15 protein-coding genes, 1 tRNA gene and 1 other RNA gene are annotated in these 18,521 nt (G+C 50.8%); 15 read left to right on the forward strand and 2 right to left on the reverse strand.

Going from position 1 to position 18,521, the window contains the following annotated elements; genetic code table 11:
* The 4 genes from ftsA to BMY09_RS13850 all read left to right on the forward strand — a co-directional run.
* Window positions 1–1,053 (forward strand): cell division protein FtsA (gene ftsA / locus BMY09_RS22285; RefSeq protein ID WP_217647445.1); only part of this gene is annotated, 1,053 nt, incomplete at its 5' end.
* Window positions 1,054–1,113: 60 nt separating this feature from the next.
* Window positions 1,114–2,316, forward strand: a complete 1,203-nt coding sequence (gene ftsZ, locus BMY09_RS13840) for a cell division protein FtsZ (protein WP_091359388.1) — start codon at window positions 1,114–1,116, stop codon at window positions 2,314–2,316.
* A gap of 557 nt (window positions 2,317–2,873) precedes the next feature.
* Window positions 2,874–2,961, forward strand: a tRNA-Ser gene (locus BMY09_RS13845).
* Between the two features lie 55 nt (window positions 2,962–3,016).
* Window positions 3,017–3,150: non-coding RNA, RtT sRNA (locus BMY09_RS13850), on the forward strand.
* Between the two features lie 32 nt (window positions 3,151–3,182).
* Here BMY09_RS13850 and BMY09_RS13855 read toward each other — a convergent pair.
* The gene (locus BMY09_RS13855; RefSeq protein WP_091359392.1) at window positions 3,183–4,202 is read right to left on the reverse strand and encodes a hypothetical protein; all 1,020 of its coding nucleotides are present in this window, start codon (window positions 4,200–4,202) and stop codon (window positions 3,183–3,185) included.
* A gap of 813 nt (window positions 4,203–5,015) precedes the next feature.
* On the opposite strand from BMY09_RS13855, the gene BMY09_RS13860 reads away from it, so the two are divergent.
* The 10 genes from BMY09_RS13860 to BMY09_RS13905 all read left to right on the forward strand — a co-directional run bounded on the left by BMY09_RS13860 (window position 5,016) and on the right by BMY09_RS13905 (window position 16,725).
* Window positions 5,016–6,200: a leucine-rich repeat-containing protein kinase family protein gene (locus tag BMY09_RS13860; protein ID WP_245756591.1), complete on the forward strand. Its 1,185-nt coding sequence runs from the start codon at window positions 5,016–5,018 to the stop codon at window positions 6,198–6,200.
* 478 nt (window positions 6,201–6,678) lie between these two features.
* A complete protein-coding gene (locus BMY09_RS13865; protein WP_091359398.1) occupies window positions 6,679–7,128 on the forward strand; it encodes an OsmC family protein in 450 nt (149 codons plus the stop codon).
* A 25-nt stretch (window positions 7,129–7,153) separates the two neighbouring features.
* Window positions 7,154–7,954, forward strand: a complete 801-nt coding sequence (locus tag BMY09_RS13870; protein ID WP_091359402.1) for an enoyl-CoA hydratase — start codon at window positions 7,154–7,156, stop codon at window positions 7,952–7,954.
* Between the two features lie 162 nt (window positions 7,955–8,116).
* A complete protein-coding gene (locus BMY09_RS13875; protein WP_091359405.1) occupies window positions 8,117–9,757 on the forward strand; it encodes an acyl-CoA synthetase in 1,641 nt (546 codons plus the stop codon).
* Window positions 9,758–9,906: 149 nt separating this feature from the next.
* A complete protein-coding gene (locus BMY09_RS13880; RefSeq protein ID WP_091359408.1) occupies window positions 9,907–10,842 on the forward strand; it encodes a LysR family transcriptional regulator in 936 nt (311 codons plus the stop codon).
* 410 nt (window positions 10,843–11,252) lie between these two features.
* Complete coding sequence (locus tag BMY09_RS13885; RefSeq protein ID WP_091359411.1) at window positions 11,253–12,182, forward strand: methylenetetrahydrofolate reductase; 930 nt, start codon at window positions 11,253–11,255, stop codon at window positions 12,180–12,182.
* Window positions 12,183–12,305: 123 nt separating this feature from the next.
* Complete coding sequence (folD, locus tag BMY09_RS13890) at window positions 12,306–13,199, forward strand: bifunctional methylenetetrahydrofolate dehydrogenase/methenyltetrahydrofolate cyclohydrolase FolD (protein WP_091359414.1); 894 nt, start codon at window positions 12,306–12,308, stop codon at window positions 13,197–13,199.
* 452 nt (window positions 13,200–13,651) lie between these two features.
* The gene (locus tag BMY09_RS13895) at window positions 13,652–14,800 is read left to right on the forward strand and encodes a glycine cleavage T C-terminal barrel domain-containing protein (RefSeq protein WP_091359417.1); all 1,149 of its coding nucleotides are present in this window, start codon (window positions 13,652–13,654) and stop codon (window positions 14,798–14,800) included.
* A gap of 231 nt (window positions 14,801–15,031) precedes the next feature.
* Entirely contained in the window at window positions 15,032–15,904 is an 873-nt protein-coding gene (purU, locus tag BMY09_RS13900; RefSeq protein WP_091359421.1) for a formyltetrahydrofolate deformylase, read from the forward strand.
* A 320-nt stretch (window positions 15,905–16,224) separates the two neighbouring features.
* Entirely contained in the window at window positions 16,225–16,725 is a 501-nt protein-coding gene (locus tag BMY09_RS13905) for an Lrp/AsnC family transcriptional regulator (protein WP_091359424.1), read from the forward strand.
* A 366-nt stretch (window positions 16,726–17,091) separates the two neighbouring features.
* On the opposite strand, the gene BMY09_RS22210 is transcribed toward BMY09_RS13905, so the two are convergent.
* Window positions 17,092–17,241 carry a hypothetical protein gene (locus BMY09_RS22210; RefSeq protein WP_175483543.1) on the reverse strand — a complete coding sequence of 50 codons (150 nt, stop codon included), beginning with the start codon at window positions 17,239–17,241 and terminating at the stop codon, window positions 17,092–17,094.
* 240 nt (window positions 17,242–17,481) lie between these two features.
* On the opposite strand from BMY09_RS22210, the gene BMY09_RS13915 reads away from it, so the two are divergent.
* Complete coding sequence (locus tag BMY09_RS13915) at window positions 17,482–18,507, forward strand: AbrB family transcriptional regulator (protein WP_175483544.1); 1,026 nt, start codon at window positions 17,482–17,484, stop codon at window positions 18,505–18,507.
* Window positions 18,508–18,521 lie beyond the last annotated feature (14 nt).

The following is an 18,521-nucleotide window of genomic DNA, read 5'->3' on the forward strand; positions in this document are numbered from 1 at the left end:
GTGGAAGAGGCCGAGCTGATGGCGGGCTGCAAGATCCACTCGGTGACGGTGGGGGTCGCCGGCAGTCATATCAACAGCATGAACTCCCACGGTATCGTTGCCGTCCGCGACGGCGAAGTGATGGAACATGATCTGGAACGGGTGATTGATGCGGCCCGGGCGGTAGCGATTCCTGCCGATCAGAAGATTTTGCATATCCTGCCGCAGGAGTATGTTATCGATAACCAGGAGGGCATTCGCGAACCGCTGGGGATGTCCGGGGTGCGACTGGAAGCCAAAGTACATCTGGTGACCGGCGCGGTGAATGCGGTGCAGAACATTGAGAAGTGCGTTAAACGCTGTGGTCTGGCGGTGGATAACGCGGTGCTGGAACAACTGGCATCCAGTTACTCGGTGCTGACCGAGGATGAGAAAGAGCTGGGTGTCTGCATGGTGGATATGGGGGGCGGTACCACCGATATCGCTATCTTCACCGGTGGCGCGATCCGCCATACCGCGGTGATCCCGATCGCCGGTGATCAGGTGACCAACGATATTGCCATGGCGCTGCGCACACCGACACCCCATGCGGAAGAGATCAAGATCAAATATGCCTGTGCGCTGGCCCAGCTGGCCAGCGCCGAGGACACCATCAAGGTGCCCAGTGTCGGTGATCGTCCGGCACGGGATCTGTCGCGGCAGGCGCTGGCAGAGGTGGTTGAACCGCGCTATGACGAACTGTTCACCCTGGTGCAGGCGGAACTGCGTCGCAGCGGTTTTGAAGATCTGGTGGCCGCAGGGATAGTACTGACCGGGGGCACGGCGAAGATGGAAGGGGCGGTGGAGCTGGCGGAAGAGATCTTCCATATGCCGGTGCGACTGGCGTTGCCAAAAGGTGTGCGGGGCATGGGAGATATCCTTAACAGCCCGATCTACGCCACCGGCATCGGTCTGTTGCAATACGCCAAACAGGATAGTCATCATCAGGGGGATGCCGTCCCGGTTGATGATGATGAACCAGAAAAAGAGAACATACTGAACCGGATGAAAGCCTGGTTTCAGGGGAATTTTTAGAACGTAACATAAGCAATACAACAGGTGCGGGTTGGGCACTGAACCTGGAGGATAAGGGACATGTTTGAATTAGTTAATAACATCGCGCAGAACGCCGTCATTAAGGTGATTGGCGTCGGTGGTGGCGGTGGTAATGCCGTACAGCACATGGTCTCATCGGAGGTTGATGGGGTCGAATTTATCTGTGCCAATACCGATGCGCAGGCTCTCAACAATATGGGCTCGCGCAACGTCCTGCAGCTGGGTGGCGAAATCACCAAGGGGCTGGGTGCGGGTGCTAATCCGGATATCGGTCGTGAAGCGGCGATGGAAGACCGTGAGCAGATTCTGGAGATGCTCAGCGGTGCTGATATGGTGTTTATCACCGCGGGAATGGGTGGTGGTACCGGTACCGGTGCGGCGCCAATCGTTGCTGAAGTGGCCAAAGAGCTGGGTATTCTGACGGTTGCTGTGGTGACCAAGCCGTTCCCGTTCGAGGGTAAGAAGCGGATGCTGATCGCCGAACAGGGGATCAAAGAGCTGTCCGAGCATGTCGACTCGCTGATTATCGTGCCCAACGAAAAACTGCTGCAGGTACTGGGTAAAAACTGCACCCTGATGAAAGCGTTCGACGAAGCGAATGATGTCCTTAAAGGGGCGGTGCAGGGGATCTCTGATCTGATTATCCGCCCGGGTATGATCAACGTCGACTTTGCAGACGTACGCACGGTGATGTCTGAGATGGGCACATCAATGATGGGTACCGGCTCAGCCCGCGGTGATAATCGTGCCATTGAAGCCGCCGAAGCCGCTGTGCGCAGTCCGCTGCTGGAAGATGTCGACCTGATGGGGGCTCGCGGTATTCTGGTGAATATCACCGCTGGTCTGGATCTAGGTCTTGGCGAGTTCAGCGATGTGGGTCAGGTAATCGAAGAGTTTGCTTCAGATAGCGCGACTGTTGTGATCGGCACCGTTATCGACCCTGAGATGTCTGATGAGATTAAAGTCACTGTCGTGGCAACCGGGCTGGGTGGTGCTGAAAAGCAGGATATCCGGGTGGTCAGTAATGGCTCGTCTGCTTCAGGTTCCCGTCGTGCCGCCAGCGCAGTCAGTGATTACAGCCAGCTTGAGCTGCCAACCGTTATGCGTAATCGCAACGATTCTGTCCGTGCTCAGGATAACCCTGTGGTTGAGCCGGAGCCTGCGTCAGAGTCACGTAAAACAGGTACGGATGATATGGAGTTTCTGGATATCCCAGCATTCCTGCGTCGTCAGGCTGATTAAAAGATAGCCCATTGGGGTATGTCCCACCCCTTATCTTTTAACAGCCAAACTTACCCCGCCTGCGGAGCCATCCCAGGCGGGGTTTTCTTTTTTAAGTCGCTGAAATCCCGGTTAGGTTGCGGTTTTCAACGAATCCGAAAAAAGTCGTTAAAAACCGTTCCAGATGTTTGATTTAAGTCCTGAATTCTATTAAAGTACGCGGCCTCTGATATCGGCATCAGAGAGAACGCCGAGGTTTACGACGGCGTTAACCCGCACCCAGATGTGCAGGTTATAAGTCTGAAAAGACAGCGTAAGCAACATACGTGGTGAGGTGTCCGAGCGGTTGACTCGGAGGCGAAGCCGCAGAGAACATCGGAGTTTACGACGATGGTAACGAGCACGCAGGCGTGCAGGTTATAAGTCTGAAAGGACAGCGTAAACAACATACGTGGTGAGGTGTCCGAGTGGTTGACTCGGAGGCGAAGCCGGAGAGAACATCGGAGTTTACGACGATGGTAACGAGCACGCAGGCGTGCAGGTTATAAGTCTGAAAGGACAGCGTAAACAACATACGTGGTGAGGTGTCCGAGTGGCCGAAGGAGCACGCCTGGAAAGTGTGTATACCGCAAGGTATCGAGGGTTCGAATCCCTCCCTCACCGCCATCTAATTCATACAAAAATGCCCAGTCTCTGACTGGGCATTTTTGTATGTGCTAATTAGTGGCTGGAGATGGGAGTGGACGAGGACCCTCGACAGGGTTCGAGCCGAGCGAAGCGAGACCACATCGGAGCCTGCGACGATAGCCCGAAGGGCGAGGAGTGAAACGATGAGTAACCCCTCCCTCACACCTATACCAGGTTGTACCGGCGGCGGCAGGTCACTGTCAGAATATTAGAAAAGGGGCTGCAGCGAGAGATTTGGCGGCGTAGTTCCCGCAATAGAACTTGTTCTCTAGGTTTGACATATTGTCTTCACTGAAGTCGAAAGGCAGTGACTCGGACTGACCACAGTGAATGCATTGCTTAAGTTTTGTTGTTCTGACAGCGTAGCAGGAACAGCATTGCCAGCCGGATTTGGCGCCAGCTTCAGAGGCATATTTGGCAATTCTAATAAGATCATTCAGGCGTCTAGCTATGTTCTCGGCAATTTGAGGATCACTTCTTTCTCGGAGTCGTTGCTCTCTTAGCTCATTTGCTCGGTTAGCTTCTTGCAGCTTTGCCTGTTTTTTTGCCTCTATCAGGTCTCTTTTAGCCTGTACTAGGTCTTCGAATTCTCTTTTGCGTTGATCTTGTCTGGACTTGGAATGGAATAGCCATTCTTTAGCTTGTACTGAGTCAAGCATGAGTTCTCGCATAGCACTCAGGAAGCCTTTCGATTGCTCTTTGTAAGTGTCTGCAAGGAAATTCATTGATATACGAACGGTGGCTTCGTTGGGGCGTAGATAGTGCTTACTGTCAGCCATAACGAGGTTTAAGGGGTGTCCGTTGATACTGATTTCAATCCTGATCTTGTCGCTAGGAGAATCTGAGATGTTTGGAAAGTTGTTCAGTCTGTATGGCAAACGCTTAGCTTCAGTTATTAAGTACTCTTTTTCCAGACCAAGAAAACTATCTGAATGTACTACCTTGTATTCAGGGAGTGAAATCTCAGAGCCTTCTTCTAGTATCCGCTTAGCCATCCAGAAGATACAGCGGGCAAAGCTCGCAGGACAAGGATGGTCATCATCTACTTTCTTAGGTTGATGTGCGAAATGGTAGGCTTTTTCAGAGCCTTGTCTTGCTTGCATTGGCGCGCCACAAAATAAGCACTCGCAATCACAGGCGTTGCCTCGATCTACTTCCTCAGGTGCTACTGTTTTCCCTGTTGGAATATGTTTAGCGAAGGGTAACAATAAGGAACTCATTGTCTCTCCTTGTGTAGTAATCCGTTTACATCCGATAGAACTTTATACTAAGCCTTTTAATCTTAATATTATCCTTATTTACAGGGTGGGCTATGAGTAGGTGCTTTCTGCTAGTCGTTTTATGATCTCAGATATTCAGCCATGGGTCTTCATCAATGGGGTAGAACCCAAAACAATAGGGAGGGGCTAAGCCTCCTTCAGTCCATTTACTTGCTGTATTGATAGGTTTGACATCAGATGTCTTAACTTATATGTTTCGCGATAACACTATCCAAGTGTTATCAACTTTCATGTCGTGAGACACGAAGAGATTCACAATGCAGTATGAAGTTTATGATGACAATGGTTGCCCGTTAGGTGTTGCGCCAAAGTGTTTACCCAGAGCAAAGCCTACTTAATGCAGGTATATGATCTATGAGGATCGAGGTAAGAGTCTTTACCCGCTTGGCCTATACCCGTTACTAGACAATGCTTTAAGGCAACTCGGGAGACTTGAAATAGATGGTGTGAAAGCTCAGATCATTCGATATAACGGTTAGCTTACTGGCCGACACTTTCGATCATCTAATAAATAACGAAAAAGCCTGGTTTAACCACCGGGCTTTTTTATGTTTGGAATATGGGCTTCGTCTAAGCCCTGAACAATATCCCCCATTCCCCCCATTCCCCCCATTCCCCCGATTCCCCTAGAGCCCCCCTGATAACGCTTGTATACTAGCCGCAATTTTGTCTCAGACTCACCATGGGTTCACTATTTTGCATACACTTGCGCAGTTAAAATCCGGCGAATTAGCGGGTATTCAGCACCTGAAATTGTCAGAAAATTTGACCACTTTCCCCATGGATATTCTGTCGCTGGCGGATACTCTGGAAATTCTTGACCTGTCCCACAACCGGTTGGATGCATTGCCGGATGAGCTGAGACAGCTGCATAAGCTTAAAATCTTGTTTGCTTCAAATAATCGTTTTGAAACGCTGCCAGAGGTGCTGGGTGAGTGCACTAATCTGGAGATGGTGGGGTTTAAAGCGAACAGAATAAGCCGGGTGCCGGAAAACTCTCTACCACCCCGGTTACGCTGGCTAATCTTAACGGACAACCGGATTGAAACTCTGCCAGAGACGCTGGGCGAGCGGCCCCGGTTACAAAAGTTAGCCTTAGCGGGTAATCGCTTAACCGATCTGCCGAAGAGTATGGCTAAGTTAACCAACCTTGAGCTAGTGCGTATCTCTGCTAACCAGTTGAGTGAATGCCCTGAACAGTTGCTTGATCTGCCGAAACTCGCCTGGATTGCGTTCTCGGGTAATCCATTCAGTCGCTCAGACCTGAGGATTGAATCTGTTCCGCTAATGCAGTCATCCAGCTTTACCCTGCAGGAAGTGTTGGGGCAGGGGGCATCAGGTGTGATTTCAAAAGCGGTGTGGAATGAGGATCAAACCCACTTTCCTGATGAGATAGCGGTGAAGGTATTCAAAGGTGAGGTGACCTCTGATGGCTATCCGGAAGATGAACTGCATGCCTGTTTAAAGGCTGGAGAGCATCCCAATCTGGTTAAGCCATTGGCGCAGGTGGATGAAAATGGCTATCTGGCGCTGATCATGAACCTGATTCCACCGCACTATCGTAACCTGGGATTGCCGCCCTGTTTTCAGAGTTGTACCCGTGACAACTTCCCCGAGGGTGTTTCGCTATCGATCGAACAGATCGATAAAATTGTGCAGCAGATGGTGAGTGTCTTCAATCATTTGCATGATCAGCAGGTCTGTCATGGTGATCTGTATGCCCATAACACCCTGTATGACGAGGATGCGAATATCATATTTGGTGACTTTGGCGCGGCCAGTATGTATCACATGCTAACAGAGACACAGCAGGAAAAGATCAGACAGATTGAGCGGCGGGCACTGCATCATTTTATTGATGACCTGTTGAGTATTTGTGCTGAAGCCGATCAGCAGAAGCTTAAATTTATGCGCCTGAAACAGAAAGCTACGCATTAGCGTGTCAGGATAAAAGCAGAAGCGGCGATCATCTCTCTTTCAGCTGAATTCAGCATAAATTGAAAACGATAAAGCCTGGTCTGACGATCGGGCTTTTTTGTATCGGACACATGATAGGAACCAGGTGCGGTGAACTCCCCCAGTTTTTATATAGATATTGGTTGCATTGTCTGTCTGTGCTTATGACAAATTATATTCAGGTCAATGAAGCTACATATCTATTATCAGCTGTTAGCCGGCGATCTTAGTGTGGGGTAGTGGGTAAAACGATGAGTTCTACCGATTCTGTTTAGGTATTGTAATGCAGCTGTATGGCGTTTGCCGGCCATATATCAATATATCTGGGTGATCATGGCGATTGTTGGTTTCCGCTCTGGGTTAGCATAGCTAATCGTTTCGGTTAGGAAAGATCGTTTTACAGCGATAGGTGGTTTTTCTAAGGTGGGCATAAAGTAACTCAGTAAAGAGATCTTCTGTTATGTCTGTACATCAAGCAAAAATTAACTGGCAACACAACCCCCACCGTTCTGATTCAGCGACGTACTCGCGCAATCATCAGGTCAGCCTGAATGGAGATCAGCAGCTTAAGGTATCGGCCTCGACGGAGTTTAAGGGAGATCCGAACTGTGCAGATCCCGAGCAGATGCTGGTGAGCGCTGTTTCCAGCTGCCATATGCTGTTTTTCCTGGCGATCGCAGAGTTTCAGGGGTTCCAGGTTGAATCATACGAAGACGTTCCTGAGGGATATCTTGAAAAGAACGCTAAAGGCGGTATGGAAATTACCCGTATCGTTCTTTCCCCCAGTGTGACATTCGCCGGTGATAAACAGCCCGATCAGCAAACCATTGCGAAAATCCATGCCAATGCACATAAAAACTGCTTTATCAGAAACTCTGTCACAGCCAGTGTTGAGATCAATCATTCTTAACAGTTGATATTTTGTGAGGGATTCTATGAATACTAATCAGTTAAACGAGAGTATTTTGCTGCGTAGCGATGAGAAGGGTGCCGTTTTTCTCTCATTAAACCGGCCGGATAAATTAAATACCTTGTCAGAAGCGATGCTGGCTTCACTACAGCAGGAACTAGATAGTATTGCTGCTGATCCCACCGTACAGTGTGTCGTCCTGAGTGCTGAGGGGCGTGGGTTTTGTGCCGGGCACGATCTGCAAGAGATGCGCAGCAACCCAACGCATAGTTACTATCAGGAGCTGTTTCGTCGTTGTGGTCAGGTGATGCAGAGCATCCTTAATCTGCCAGTACCAGTCGTTGCAAAGGTCGGTGGTATCGCCGCCGCTGCAGGCTGTCAGCTGGTCGCCAGCTGTGATCTGGTGATCGCGGCCAGGTCGGCCCGATTCGCCGTTCCGGGCATTAATGTGGGGTTGTTCTGTTCAACCCCGGCGGTTGCCCTGTCACGCAATATCTCACCTAAGCGGGCATTCGATCTGCTGGTGACCGGCGATATTATTGATGCCGATACCGCGCTGGAATGGGGGCTGATCAGCAGTGTGGTTGATGATGCGGATCTGGATAACGCCGTTACGGAAAAAATCGAAAAAATTCTCAGTAAGAGTCCTTCTGCTGTCCGGTTTGGCAAATCGATGTTTAATCCGCAACGCCAGATGTCGCTGGCTGATGCCTATGAATTTGCCGGCAATGTTATGGCGGATAATATGATGAGTCCCGACGCGGGCGAAGGTATTGATGCCTTTCTTGCCAAACGGGCACCGGTCTGGGAAAAGCCGGCGGGCTGAGGTTTTTATCTGAGAAAGCCAGTGTGGATCTGCTGGTTTTACTGGCTTTCAATGAATTTAGCATTAGATATTGACGTTATCAGACATACTTTACTGGCGCAGGTGAGATAGCTTATCTGACGTAGAGGTCGCTGATGAGTCTTACACAAGAGTAACAATAAAATGACCGAGCAATGTGCATTCAATCAGGCGCTGGAGAAAAACACGGCTAACTATGTCGCACTGTCGCCACTCAGCTTTATTAAGCGGGCCGCAGCGGTGTATCCGGACAGGTCTGCTGTGATATACGACGATAAAGTCTATTCCTGGCGCCAGACCTATGGCCGCTGCTGCCAGTTAGCCTCGCTGTTGCAGCAGTTTGGTATTGGCCGCGGCGACACAGTGTCAGCCATGCTGCCAAATATTCCCGCCATGTATGAGGCTCATTTTGGCGTGCCTATGGTTGGTGCCGTGCTGAATGCAATCAATATTCGCCTGGATGCTGAAGCGATAGGTTTTATTCTTAACCACAGCCGCACGCGGCTTTTACTGGTGGATACAGAGTATGCCGATGTCATCGAGAAAGCGCTGACTCTGGTCGAAGGAGATGCCCCGATTGTTATCAACGTTGCTGACTCTGGCTATGAGGGAGGGCGGCTGCTTGGCGATTTTGAATATGAAGCATTACTGGCTGAACAGCCAGAAGAAACTGAGTGGAAACTGCCAGCCGATGAGTGGGATGCCATTGCGCTGGGCTATACCTCCGGCACCACCGGAAATCCCAAAGGCGTGGTCACTCACCATCGTGGTGCTTATCTGAATGCCGTCAGCAATACAATGTCATGGAGCTTACCTTCAAAGGTGGTATATCTGTGGACTCTGCCAATGTTTCATTGCAATGGCTGGTGTTTTCCCTGGACACTGGCTGCGATCGGTGGAACCAGTGTCTGCCTGCGTAAAGTTGATGCGGAAAAAATTCATCAACTGATGCGACAGCATCATGTCACCCATTATTGTGGTGCTCCAATCGTCCATTCGATGATTGCCGATGCTGCCGTCACTCAGGAAACCTCGATCGATCACAAGGTCTGTGGATTGATTGCCGGTGCCGCACCGCCAGCTGCAGTTCTGGAACGGATGGAGCGACTTGGATTTGAGCTGACCCATGTCTATGGTTTGACTGAGACTTACGGCCCTGCTTCGGTATGCGTTAAGCAGGATGACTGGGCAGAGCGCTCACTTGACGAACAGGTGGTACTTAACGGCCGGCAGGGGGTGAGCTATCCACTACAGGAGGAGATCACCGTACTCGATCCGCAGACAATGCAGCCGGTGCCAGCCGATGGCACCACGGTGGGGGAAATCATGTTCCGGGGCAATATTGTTATGAAGGGTTATCTCCATAACGAGACCGCCACCGAGGAGGCGTTTGCCGATGGCTGGTTCCATACCGGTGACTTAGCGGTAGTGCATGCTGATGGCTATATCAAAATTACCGACCGCTCCAAAGATGTCATCATTTCGGGCGGTGAGAATATATCCTCTCTGGAAGTTGAGGATATCATCCAGCGACACCCTGAAGTGGAGCTTGCTGCGGTTGTGGCTATGCCGGATGAAAAGTGGGGTGAAGTGCCTGCGGCGTTTGTACAATTACGCCCCGGTAGCGAGCTGAGTGAAGCGGCAATCATTGATTTTTGCCGCAATAACATGAGCCGTTTCAAAGCACCTAAGCGGATTGTATTAGGTAGCCTGCCAACCACCTCAACCGGAAAAATCCAGAAGTTTGCATTGCGTCAACAACTGAGACCTCAGGCAGGCGTGTAATTAAAATATCCAAGCAGGGGAGCTGCTGCATCACTGTCGGTAAATAATAGTCATGGAGGTGATAAGCTATTATAGTTAGCAGTCTGTTATCGTATTGGGGTACAGCCGTACCCCGTTGATGACTCTCGTTTTTTCTAAGGGCAGATTCTATGTCTCGACTCCCCCCGATGATCGCTCTCTCATATTTTGAGGTTGCCAGCCGCACTAAAAGTTTCGCTAAGGCTGCTCAGGAGCTAAATGTTACCCCTGCGGCGATCAGTCATCAGATCAAGGCGCTGGAAGCCTATCTGGGAGTCGAACTGTTTGTCCGTCACCACCGTCGGGTCAGCCTGACCCCCGCCGCACGTGCAGCGTTGCCTGAGCTGCATGAAGGCTTCAAAACATTGCAACAAGCCGTCGACAATATCCGCCTCTTCAGTGAAGAGCGGAGTGTCGTGACCGTGTGTGCAGAACCCCTGTTCGCGACTAAATGGATCGTGCCACGCCTGCACCGTTTTTATGCTCGCTGTCCGGAAGCGGAAGTGCGGTTACAGGCCAGTCTGCATACGGTGGATAAGTGTCGTCATAGTGACTTCGAAGGATCTCAGCTAAAGCGGGCGGGTATCGATGTCTCTGTACGCCTGGGGTATGGCGATTATAAGGATCTTGCCCCACAACGCTTAATGAGTCTGGAGTTAGTGCCGATGGGGACGGCAGAGCTTACTGCCAGTCTTAAGAGTGCAGAGTCATTGGGCAAGCAAACGCTGTTATGGGACAGTACGCTGTCACGTTTTAAAGATTCCTGCGGCTGGCATGAATGGTTTTTACAGCAGGCATCGGAGCATATCGGTTCCCTGCGAGAACTGCGTTTTGGCAACGGCCTGCTGACACTTGAAGCGGCGCTGTCCGGACAAGGCTTGCTGCTGGGTAGTAAAGCGCTGCTACAGGCAGAGCTTGCTGCAGAAAAACTGCAGGTAGTGATTGATCATCCGATGCACTGTGATCAGGCGTACTATGTTGTCAGTGCCGGGCCAAATAATGAACGGGATATTGCCCGGCAGTTTCGTGAGTGGTTGCTGGATGAGGCCAGCTTGCCCGACGTCTGAGCCCTGAATTCCTGTGTCTGTTTTAACCTTTACCCGCCAATCCTTCTACTGATGTTCTCTCTGGATAAAATGTTGTCTCCGGCTGTAGTCCAAATGGTCTAAAACGGCTTCAAAACAAGACTGATTATTCAGTTTTACCGCAGTGCTTTAGGCCCTTCTATCTGCCATTACCTCATATTATTTACGCTGATCAAACGATTTAAGTACGGTTCAATTTTGTCGTATCGGGTGGGATTGAACATTTTGTTGGCTTTGACACACAGATTCGAAAATCCCTCTAGTGACGAATCAACTGGTTCAGGTGTAAAGGGTGTCTGGGCTGACGGCAAGACCTGATTGCCGATGCCTGCAGAGGGTTATCAATTATAAATAGCAGGGTTGACCACCCTGGCAAACAGAAGGGCGATTTTATGGGGCTGTTATCATTTCTTCACAAATCCACTGAGACTGCTACAGTGGATCCAACCTCCCCCCTGCTGGAGAAATTTTTAAGCGGCTATTCGATTGAGGTGATGCCTCGGACTGCTGGGAATGTGGAATGCTTTCGCGATATCCTGCCCACCGGTACCCGCGTGTATATTGCTCATATCGATGGAACTTTCATTGAGGATATGGTCCATACCGCACGACGTCTGACCGATGAGGGATTTGAGGTTATGCCACATTTTCCAGCGCGCCTGATTACAGGGTATAATGAGCTCGCCGAATGGATCGCCCGTTATCAGGGCGAGGCAGGTGTTAATCAGGCGCTGCTTCTGGGTGGTGGCCTGAACACTCCGGTGGGTGAATTTAAGGATTCTATGCAGTTGCTGGAAACGGGTCTCTTCGATGGATTCAGCAACTTGCACATAGCTGGCCACCCTGAAGGGAACCGGGATATAGATCCTGATGGTTCCGACCGAATGGTGATGCAAGCGATGAAATGGAAAAAGGCTTTCTTCGAGCGGACGGATGCGCGTGTGGCGATTACCACTCAGTTCTGCTTTGAGTCTGCTCCGGTAATTGCCTGGGCTGACAGGCTGGCAGCGGAAGGGGTTGATCTGCCCATCCATATTGGCGTGGCGGGACCGGCTAAGCTGCATACCCTGATAAAATATGCCTTGTCATGTGGTGTCGGGCCTAGCATGCGGGTTCTGCAACGCAGGGCAAAGGATGTCGGGAAGTTACTTCTGCCCTATGAGCCCACAGAGTTATTAACCGAGCTTGCTGCTCACAAAGAACGTCATCCCGGTTTTGGCGTTGAGCAGGTACATTTCTTCCCATTGGGGGGGATCAGGAATAATGCAGTCTGGGTCTCTGAAAATGGTGGCAGCGCTGGCCGGCCAGCTTCAGCAGACTGAGATTGATCCATATATATCTGTAGCTACAGCCCCATGACAGGGGCGTGTTACACAACAGGAATCAGGGCGCTGCTTTACAGGTTTTCGGCCCACTTTCGCTGAGCGCTAAATGAGAAGAACAACATGACTGCACAGATCATCGATGGTAAGAATTTCGCCGTTGCATTACGCGAAAGAGTCGCTGAGCATACAGCCTATTTGAAACAACAACACAACATCACTCCAGGTCTGGCAGTAGTGCTGGTAGGTGAGGATCCTGCCTCTCAGGTTTATGTGCGCTCCAAGGCTAAGCAAACCGTTGAGGCGGGTATGAACTCTTATCAGCATAAACTGGCTGTTGATACAACCGAAGCGGAACTGCTGGCACTGATTGATCAGCTTAATAGCGATCCGGCTGTTCACGGCATTCTGGTTCAGTTACCACTGCCTGAGCATATCGATGAAGCATTAGTGATTAATGCCATCGATCCTGCCAAAGACGTGGACGGATTTCATATCTCTAATGCGGGTCTGCTGGCGACAGGACAGCAAGCGATGGTGCCCTGCACCCCTTTGGGGTGTCTGATGATGCTGCGTGAGTATTGTGGCAATTTGTCGGGCCAGAATGCTTTAGTGATCGGGCGTTCTAATATTGTCGGCAAGCCGATGGCGCAACTGCTGTTGAGAGAGAGTTGCACAGTAACCGTGGCACACTCGCGGACACGAAATCTGCGTGAACTGGTGGCCAATGCCGATATCGTGGTTGCCGCGGTGGGACGGCCTCTGTTCATTGAGGGGGGATGGATCAAACCGGGGGCTACAGTGATCGATGTGGGTATCAATCGTATAGAGAAAAGCGACGGCACAACACGGCTTGTCGGGGATGTAGATTTCGACGCTGCCAAAGAGGTCGCAGGTGCAATTACTCCGGTTCCCGGAGGCGTTGGCCCGATGACGATTGCCTGTTTATTGGCCAACACGGTCACCGCGTGCTGTCGGGCCAGTGCTCTCCCTGAGCCCCATGGGCTTACGGTCTGATCATAGTCCATCACAACGGATCATGGCCCAGCGCTGGACGCAGTCGTTTCAGCTGAGTGAGGGGTATCTGATCCATCCGGAATGAGCGCTGGTGACAGCGCTAATACTCATCCCGCTATACTGCTTTGTCAGAACACCGCATCGATCCTCATCGCGGCGGGGTCGCAGCATCACCTTTCTGCTATTTCTAAAACCGGCATCCCGGTTTTCTGTTTATCCATAGTTTTACACATGCCTGTTCAGATCCGTTTAAAGCCCTATTCTGCGGTGCGTCTGAGCATAGTCCAAACAGACTAATATGCGCTTAAAACAAGACCGTTTTTGCATTTTTGTACCATCTCTTTAGGCCCTTTCATCCGTGAATTGCTCATATTATTTACGCTGATCAAACGATTTAAGTACGGTTCAATTTTGTCATACCGGGCGGGATTGAACATTTTGAGGACTGGAAAATGGCGACACAACAACAAGAAGAATTTGGCTTTGGCACACAGATTCGTAAATCCCCCTATTTTGATGCAACCGTGCGCTGGGGCGCTAAAGGTTTCTCGGTGTATAACCATATGTATATTCCCCGCGATTTCGGCAACCCGGAGCAGAACTTCTGGAACCTGGTGAACGATGCCATCCTGTGTGATGTAGCGGTTGAACGTCAGGTGGAGATTACCGGTCCCGACGCCGCACAGTTTGCCCAGTTACTGACGCCGCGTGACCTGTCCAAGTGTGCTGTAGGGCAGTGTAAGTATGTACTGATCACCAATGCTGAGGGCGGGATTCTGAACGATCCTATCCTGCTGCGTCTTGCAGAAAACCGCTTCTGGATCTCCCTGGCCGACAGCGACATTTTACTGTGGGCGCAAGGCGTTGCGGTGAACTCCGGTCTGGATGTCACCATTCGTGAACCGGATGTCTCTCCGTTGCAGCTGCAGGGGCCGAAGTCCGGTGAAATCATGAAAGCCCTGTTCGGCGACAGCATCACCGACCTGAAGTATTACTGGCTGCGTGAATACGATCTGGATGGCATTCCTCTGATCGTGTCCCGGACCGGCTGGTCAAGCGAACTGGGCTATGAACTGTATCTGCAGGATGGTTCGAAGGGGGATGAGCTGTGGGAAAAGATTATGGCAGCCGGTGCTCCGTTTGGTTTACAGCCGGGTCATACATCGTCAATCCGTCGCATTGAGGGCGGTATGCTGTCTTACCACGCGGATATGGATATCAACACCAATCCATACGAGCTGGGTCTGGACCGCCTGGTTGAGCTGGATATGGATGCCGATTTTATTGGTAAAGCTGCGCTGAAGCGAATCCGTGACGCAGGCGTGACACGCAAACAGGTGGGTCTGGTGATCGATGCTCCGGCCCTGACAGGACCGAACACCCGCTTCTGGATGCTGGAAAAAGAGGGTCAACAGGTGGGCAAGGTGACATCCGCAGTGTTCTCGCCACGTCTGGAACAAAATATTGCCCTGGCGATGGTCAGCGCAGAGTTTGCTGAGCCGGGGACAACCTTTGAGGTTGTGCTACCCAGTGGAGTAGCAACCGCCACCGTGGTGGAAACGCCATTCTTTGATCCGAAAAAGACAATAGCGGCGACCTGATTCCGATGGTTGAGCCATCAATGCTTCCCAGTGTTCGATGGCTTATATCACCCGTTGCGTTCATTTCAGTTTTTTGCAGGAAGTGAATGAATCCGGGTATCCCGGTTTCCCCGGTATTAAACAATCGGCCAATTGATGGTGCGATAAGCAGGCACGTTGAGCAGAGCTTCATCCGCAACCGACTTCTCCGGCATTATCAGTATGGCCAGTGAAAATTTAAGGACTCGTAGAATGACTACAAATACAACAACCTATATCCTTACCGGCAGTTCTCAAACCAAGCTGGGTGTCCTGGATCTGATCATTAGCAGCCTGTATCGAAACGACTGTTATGCATACGAGATGCATACTTTTGATGATGCCGATACCGACCGTTTTTTCTTCCGTGTTGAATTTAATTATCGGGGTAACGGGGAATTTTCGGAAGCGGATCTGCGTAGCCAACTTGCCGACCGGGCTGAAGCCTATGAAGTCAAATGGGAGCTGCGTGATCTGGCGATTCCCGCAAAGGTGGTGATTCTGGTATCCAAATATGATCATTGTCTGCAGGATCTGCTGCATCGCTATAGCACCGGTGCACTTAATATCGAGATTCCAGCGATCATCTCAAACCACCCTGATCTGAAAAAGCAGGCCGATTGGTACAATATTCCTTATTACCACCTGCCGGTGACCGCAGAAACCAAGGCAGAGCAGGAGGCGCAGATGTGGCAGATCATCCAGGAAACCGGAGCCGATCTTGTTGTGCTGGCGCGCTATATGCAGGTACTGTCTGAGGATATGTGCAAGAAGCTACATGGACGGGCTATCAATATTCATCACTCACTACTACCGGGTTTCAAAGGTGCCAAGCCTTACCATCAGGCATACGATAAAGGGGTCAAGCTGGTCGGGGCCACCGCACACTATGTGAGCGAAGATCTGGACGAAGGTCCCATCATCACTCAGGGCGTGGAACCGGTGGATCACACCTATACACCCGAGCGACTGGTGGCAAAAGGGCGCGATACTGAGCGGGTAACACTGGCCAGGGCGATAAAGCTGCATGTAGAGGATCGCTGTTTCCTGAATGGTAATAAAACGGTTGTCTTCCCCGGGCATTAACCATCGACTCTGAGCGATTAATGAGTCCTGCAGCCTGCAGATGAGCCCGGTAACCCGGCGATCCGCTTTGGTTTTTACAACACTGTGGGACGTGGTGAACAGTGTTATCTTCCTGAGTGCGAGAGCACCTATATTCTGGCCCCTCAGGGGCCTTTTTTATACTTAGCTATACTGTCGATACCGCAGCCGGTGCAAATGGGTAAACCTGCAATGTCGGTGTCGTCAATGTATCCACGATGATGACATATAGCATTTGCTCTGGTTTCGGCAGCTGGGTAGACTCGACCTTTGGATTGGGATTCATTATGTAGTCAAAAAATATGAAAAAAGTCATTTTAGATGCGGTGGATGTTCGTATTCTGAGTGCCGTGCAGCAGCACGGACAGATCAGCAAATCCAGACTTTCGGAATTGGTCAGCCTATCACCAACGCCATGCTGGATGCGGCTGGATAAGCTCAAAAAGGCGGGGCTTATAAAGGGGTTTCGGGGCGACATTGCCATCGATAAGATTCTCGATCTGACCAAGGTTTATGTCACCGTTTCATTAAAGGCGCATAACCGGTCAAATTTTGAGCGGTTTGAAAAACGTATTCTGAGCGTTGATGAGATCATAGAGTGCAGCGCGACCGGTGGAGGTTGCGACTATGTGATGAAAGTCATCACCAACTCCCTGACTGATTTTCAAAACCTGATTGAGCAGTTGCTCGATGAAGAGATAGGCATTGATCGCTATTATATTTATGTCGTTACGCGAGAGGTTAAATCAACCACCCTGAGCTTATCGAAATTAATAGCAGATAAAGCCAGGTCCAGTGAGTAATATCTGCCCAATTGGGCGGCTCCCACAAAGCCCTCTGAGAGCTGCCCGCCCCGCAGCTGATAGCGAAAATCCCCAACAGTGTTGACGGCGGTGAGCATAGCTTTCCGCCACCAATCGATAAGGGCTTGGCATCGGATTTTGTGCCGATGGTACCTGATTCATAGATCGGGGTAGCAATCTCAAGGGTAGTGTTAGATTGCAGGATAAAGCAGCCGACTGCATTGTTAAGTACAAATGTATCCGGAAAGCGGGCGTAATGATATCACCGAAGTCGCCCAGTCCTGTCCCCAGTGCGCCAGGTATCTCCTTGGCTTTGGCAAGGCTGCCGCCCCAATACATTTTGATTTTGTGGTCGCCGCCGGTACGTTAGGCAAGTTCGTTAACCAGCCACTCGGTAGAGCGAACCTGAGCATCGCCAGCACTCAGGGGTTTAAAGGTAATCCACTTGAAGGTTTCTGCCTGAGCGGTTGGCATGCTCAGTTGTTTGCACAAGATAACCGCATGATAAATATGCATATATAGATGCATTGGACGCAATATTCAGTTCGTTTTTAAGCGATATAATTGGTCATTATTCTCCCATCCTTTTCTGGCCTTGGTTTTTCTGAGGTGGATAGCGGTTCGGTTTCTATATAACGCTTTATTAGCCACAGTGGCGCAGGCGACACTTAATCCGGTTCTATCTGCAGTGGCGTGCTATCAGGTATCAGTTCCATGACTTATAAACGGTTTATACAATTAATCGGTTGCTACATATTGGCAGTTTTAACGGGCTACACTGCGGCCCGTTTACATCTGCCTCTGCCCTGGATGATCGGCCCACTGGTCAGTACCGCTCTGGTCAATATGTTTATCCGTCCGGTAGATATCCCTGTACGCACTCGTCCTCTGGGACAGATGATTATTGCCGTTCAGGTTGGGCTGCATTTCACCGGAGAGTCCGTGAATGCGGTGTTGGGGCACGGTATCGCTATTCTGGGGGTCGCTCTGGCGACTATTTTCCTGGGGTTCCTGCTGTCGCGTTTGTTGCAAAAAATGACTGGCGCAGACCCGGTAACAGCGTTCCTCTCCTGTCTGCCAGGTGGTCCGGTAGAGATGGGTAATCTGGCCAGGGTATATGGTGGTGATCCTGGCCCGGTGATCTTTGCCCAGACATTACGGATTTCGACCATTGTGATTATCATCCCGATGGCTCTCTACTATCTTTCTGATACGGCCCCTGTGGGGCAGAAGCCCGTAGGTGTGGAACTGAACTATTTCGGTATGCTCTGTGTCAGTCTGGGGGCTGCGGCCACCTGCGCTCTGTTTTATGTATTGAAGATAAACAGTCCCTTCTTTTTGGGCGCGCTGGCGTTTTCCTGTACCGCTTCAGCGTCGGGAATTATTCCGGTATCACCTTATCCTTATGAGGTGCTGGCGCTGGGGCAGGTGTTGCTTGGCACCTGGCTGGGTTCAACATTCAGGCGTGAGCTGTTTCAGCGAGCGGGTCGCCTGGTTACCGGTATCTGTGTTACCGCTTCACTGCTGATTCTTTCCGGTGCAGCAGTAGCGGTTGTGGTGGCGCAGTTTAGCGAGATGAGCTGGCGAGCGCTGGTGCTGGGTGCCGCACCGGGAAGCGTGACAGAGATGGCTCTGACCGCGCAGTTTTTACACGAGGATGTGGCGTTGATTACCGCCTTCCACCTGGTAAGGATTTTTATGATACTGCCCAATGTCCCCTGGATGCTGGCCCTGATTCATCGACGTAGCAAGCGGCTTGCTGCGGTTGATTCCAATAAGTAATTGGGCCTGTTGTC

It is taken from the genome of Amphritea atlantica, assembly GCF_900111095.1.
Taxonomy (GTDB): Bacteria; Pseudomonadota; Gammaproteobacteria; order Pseudomonadales; family Balneatricaceae; genus Amphritea; species Amphritea atlantica.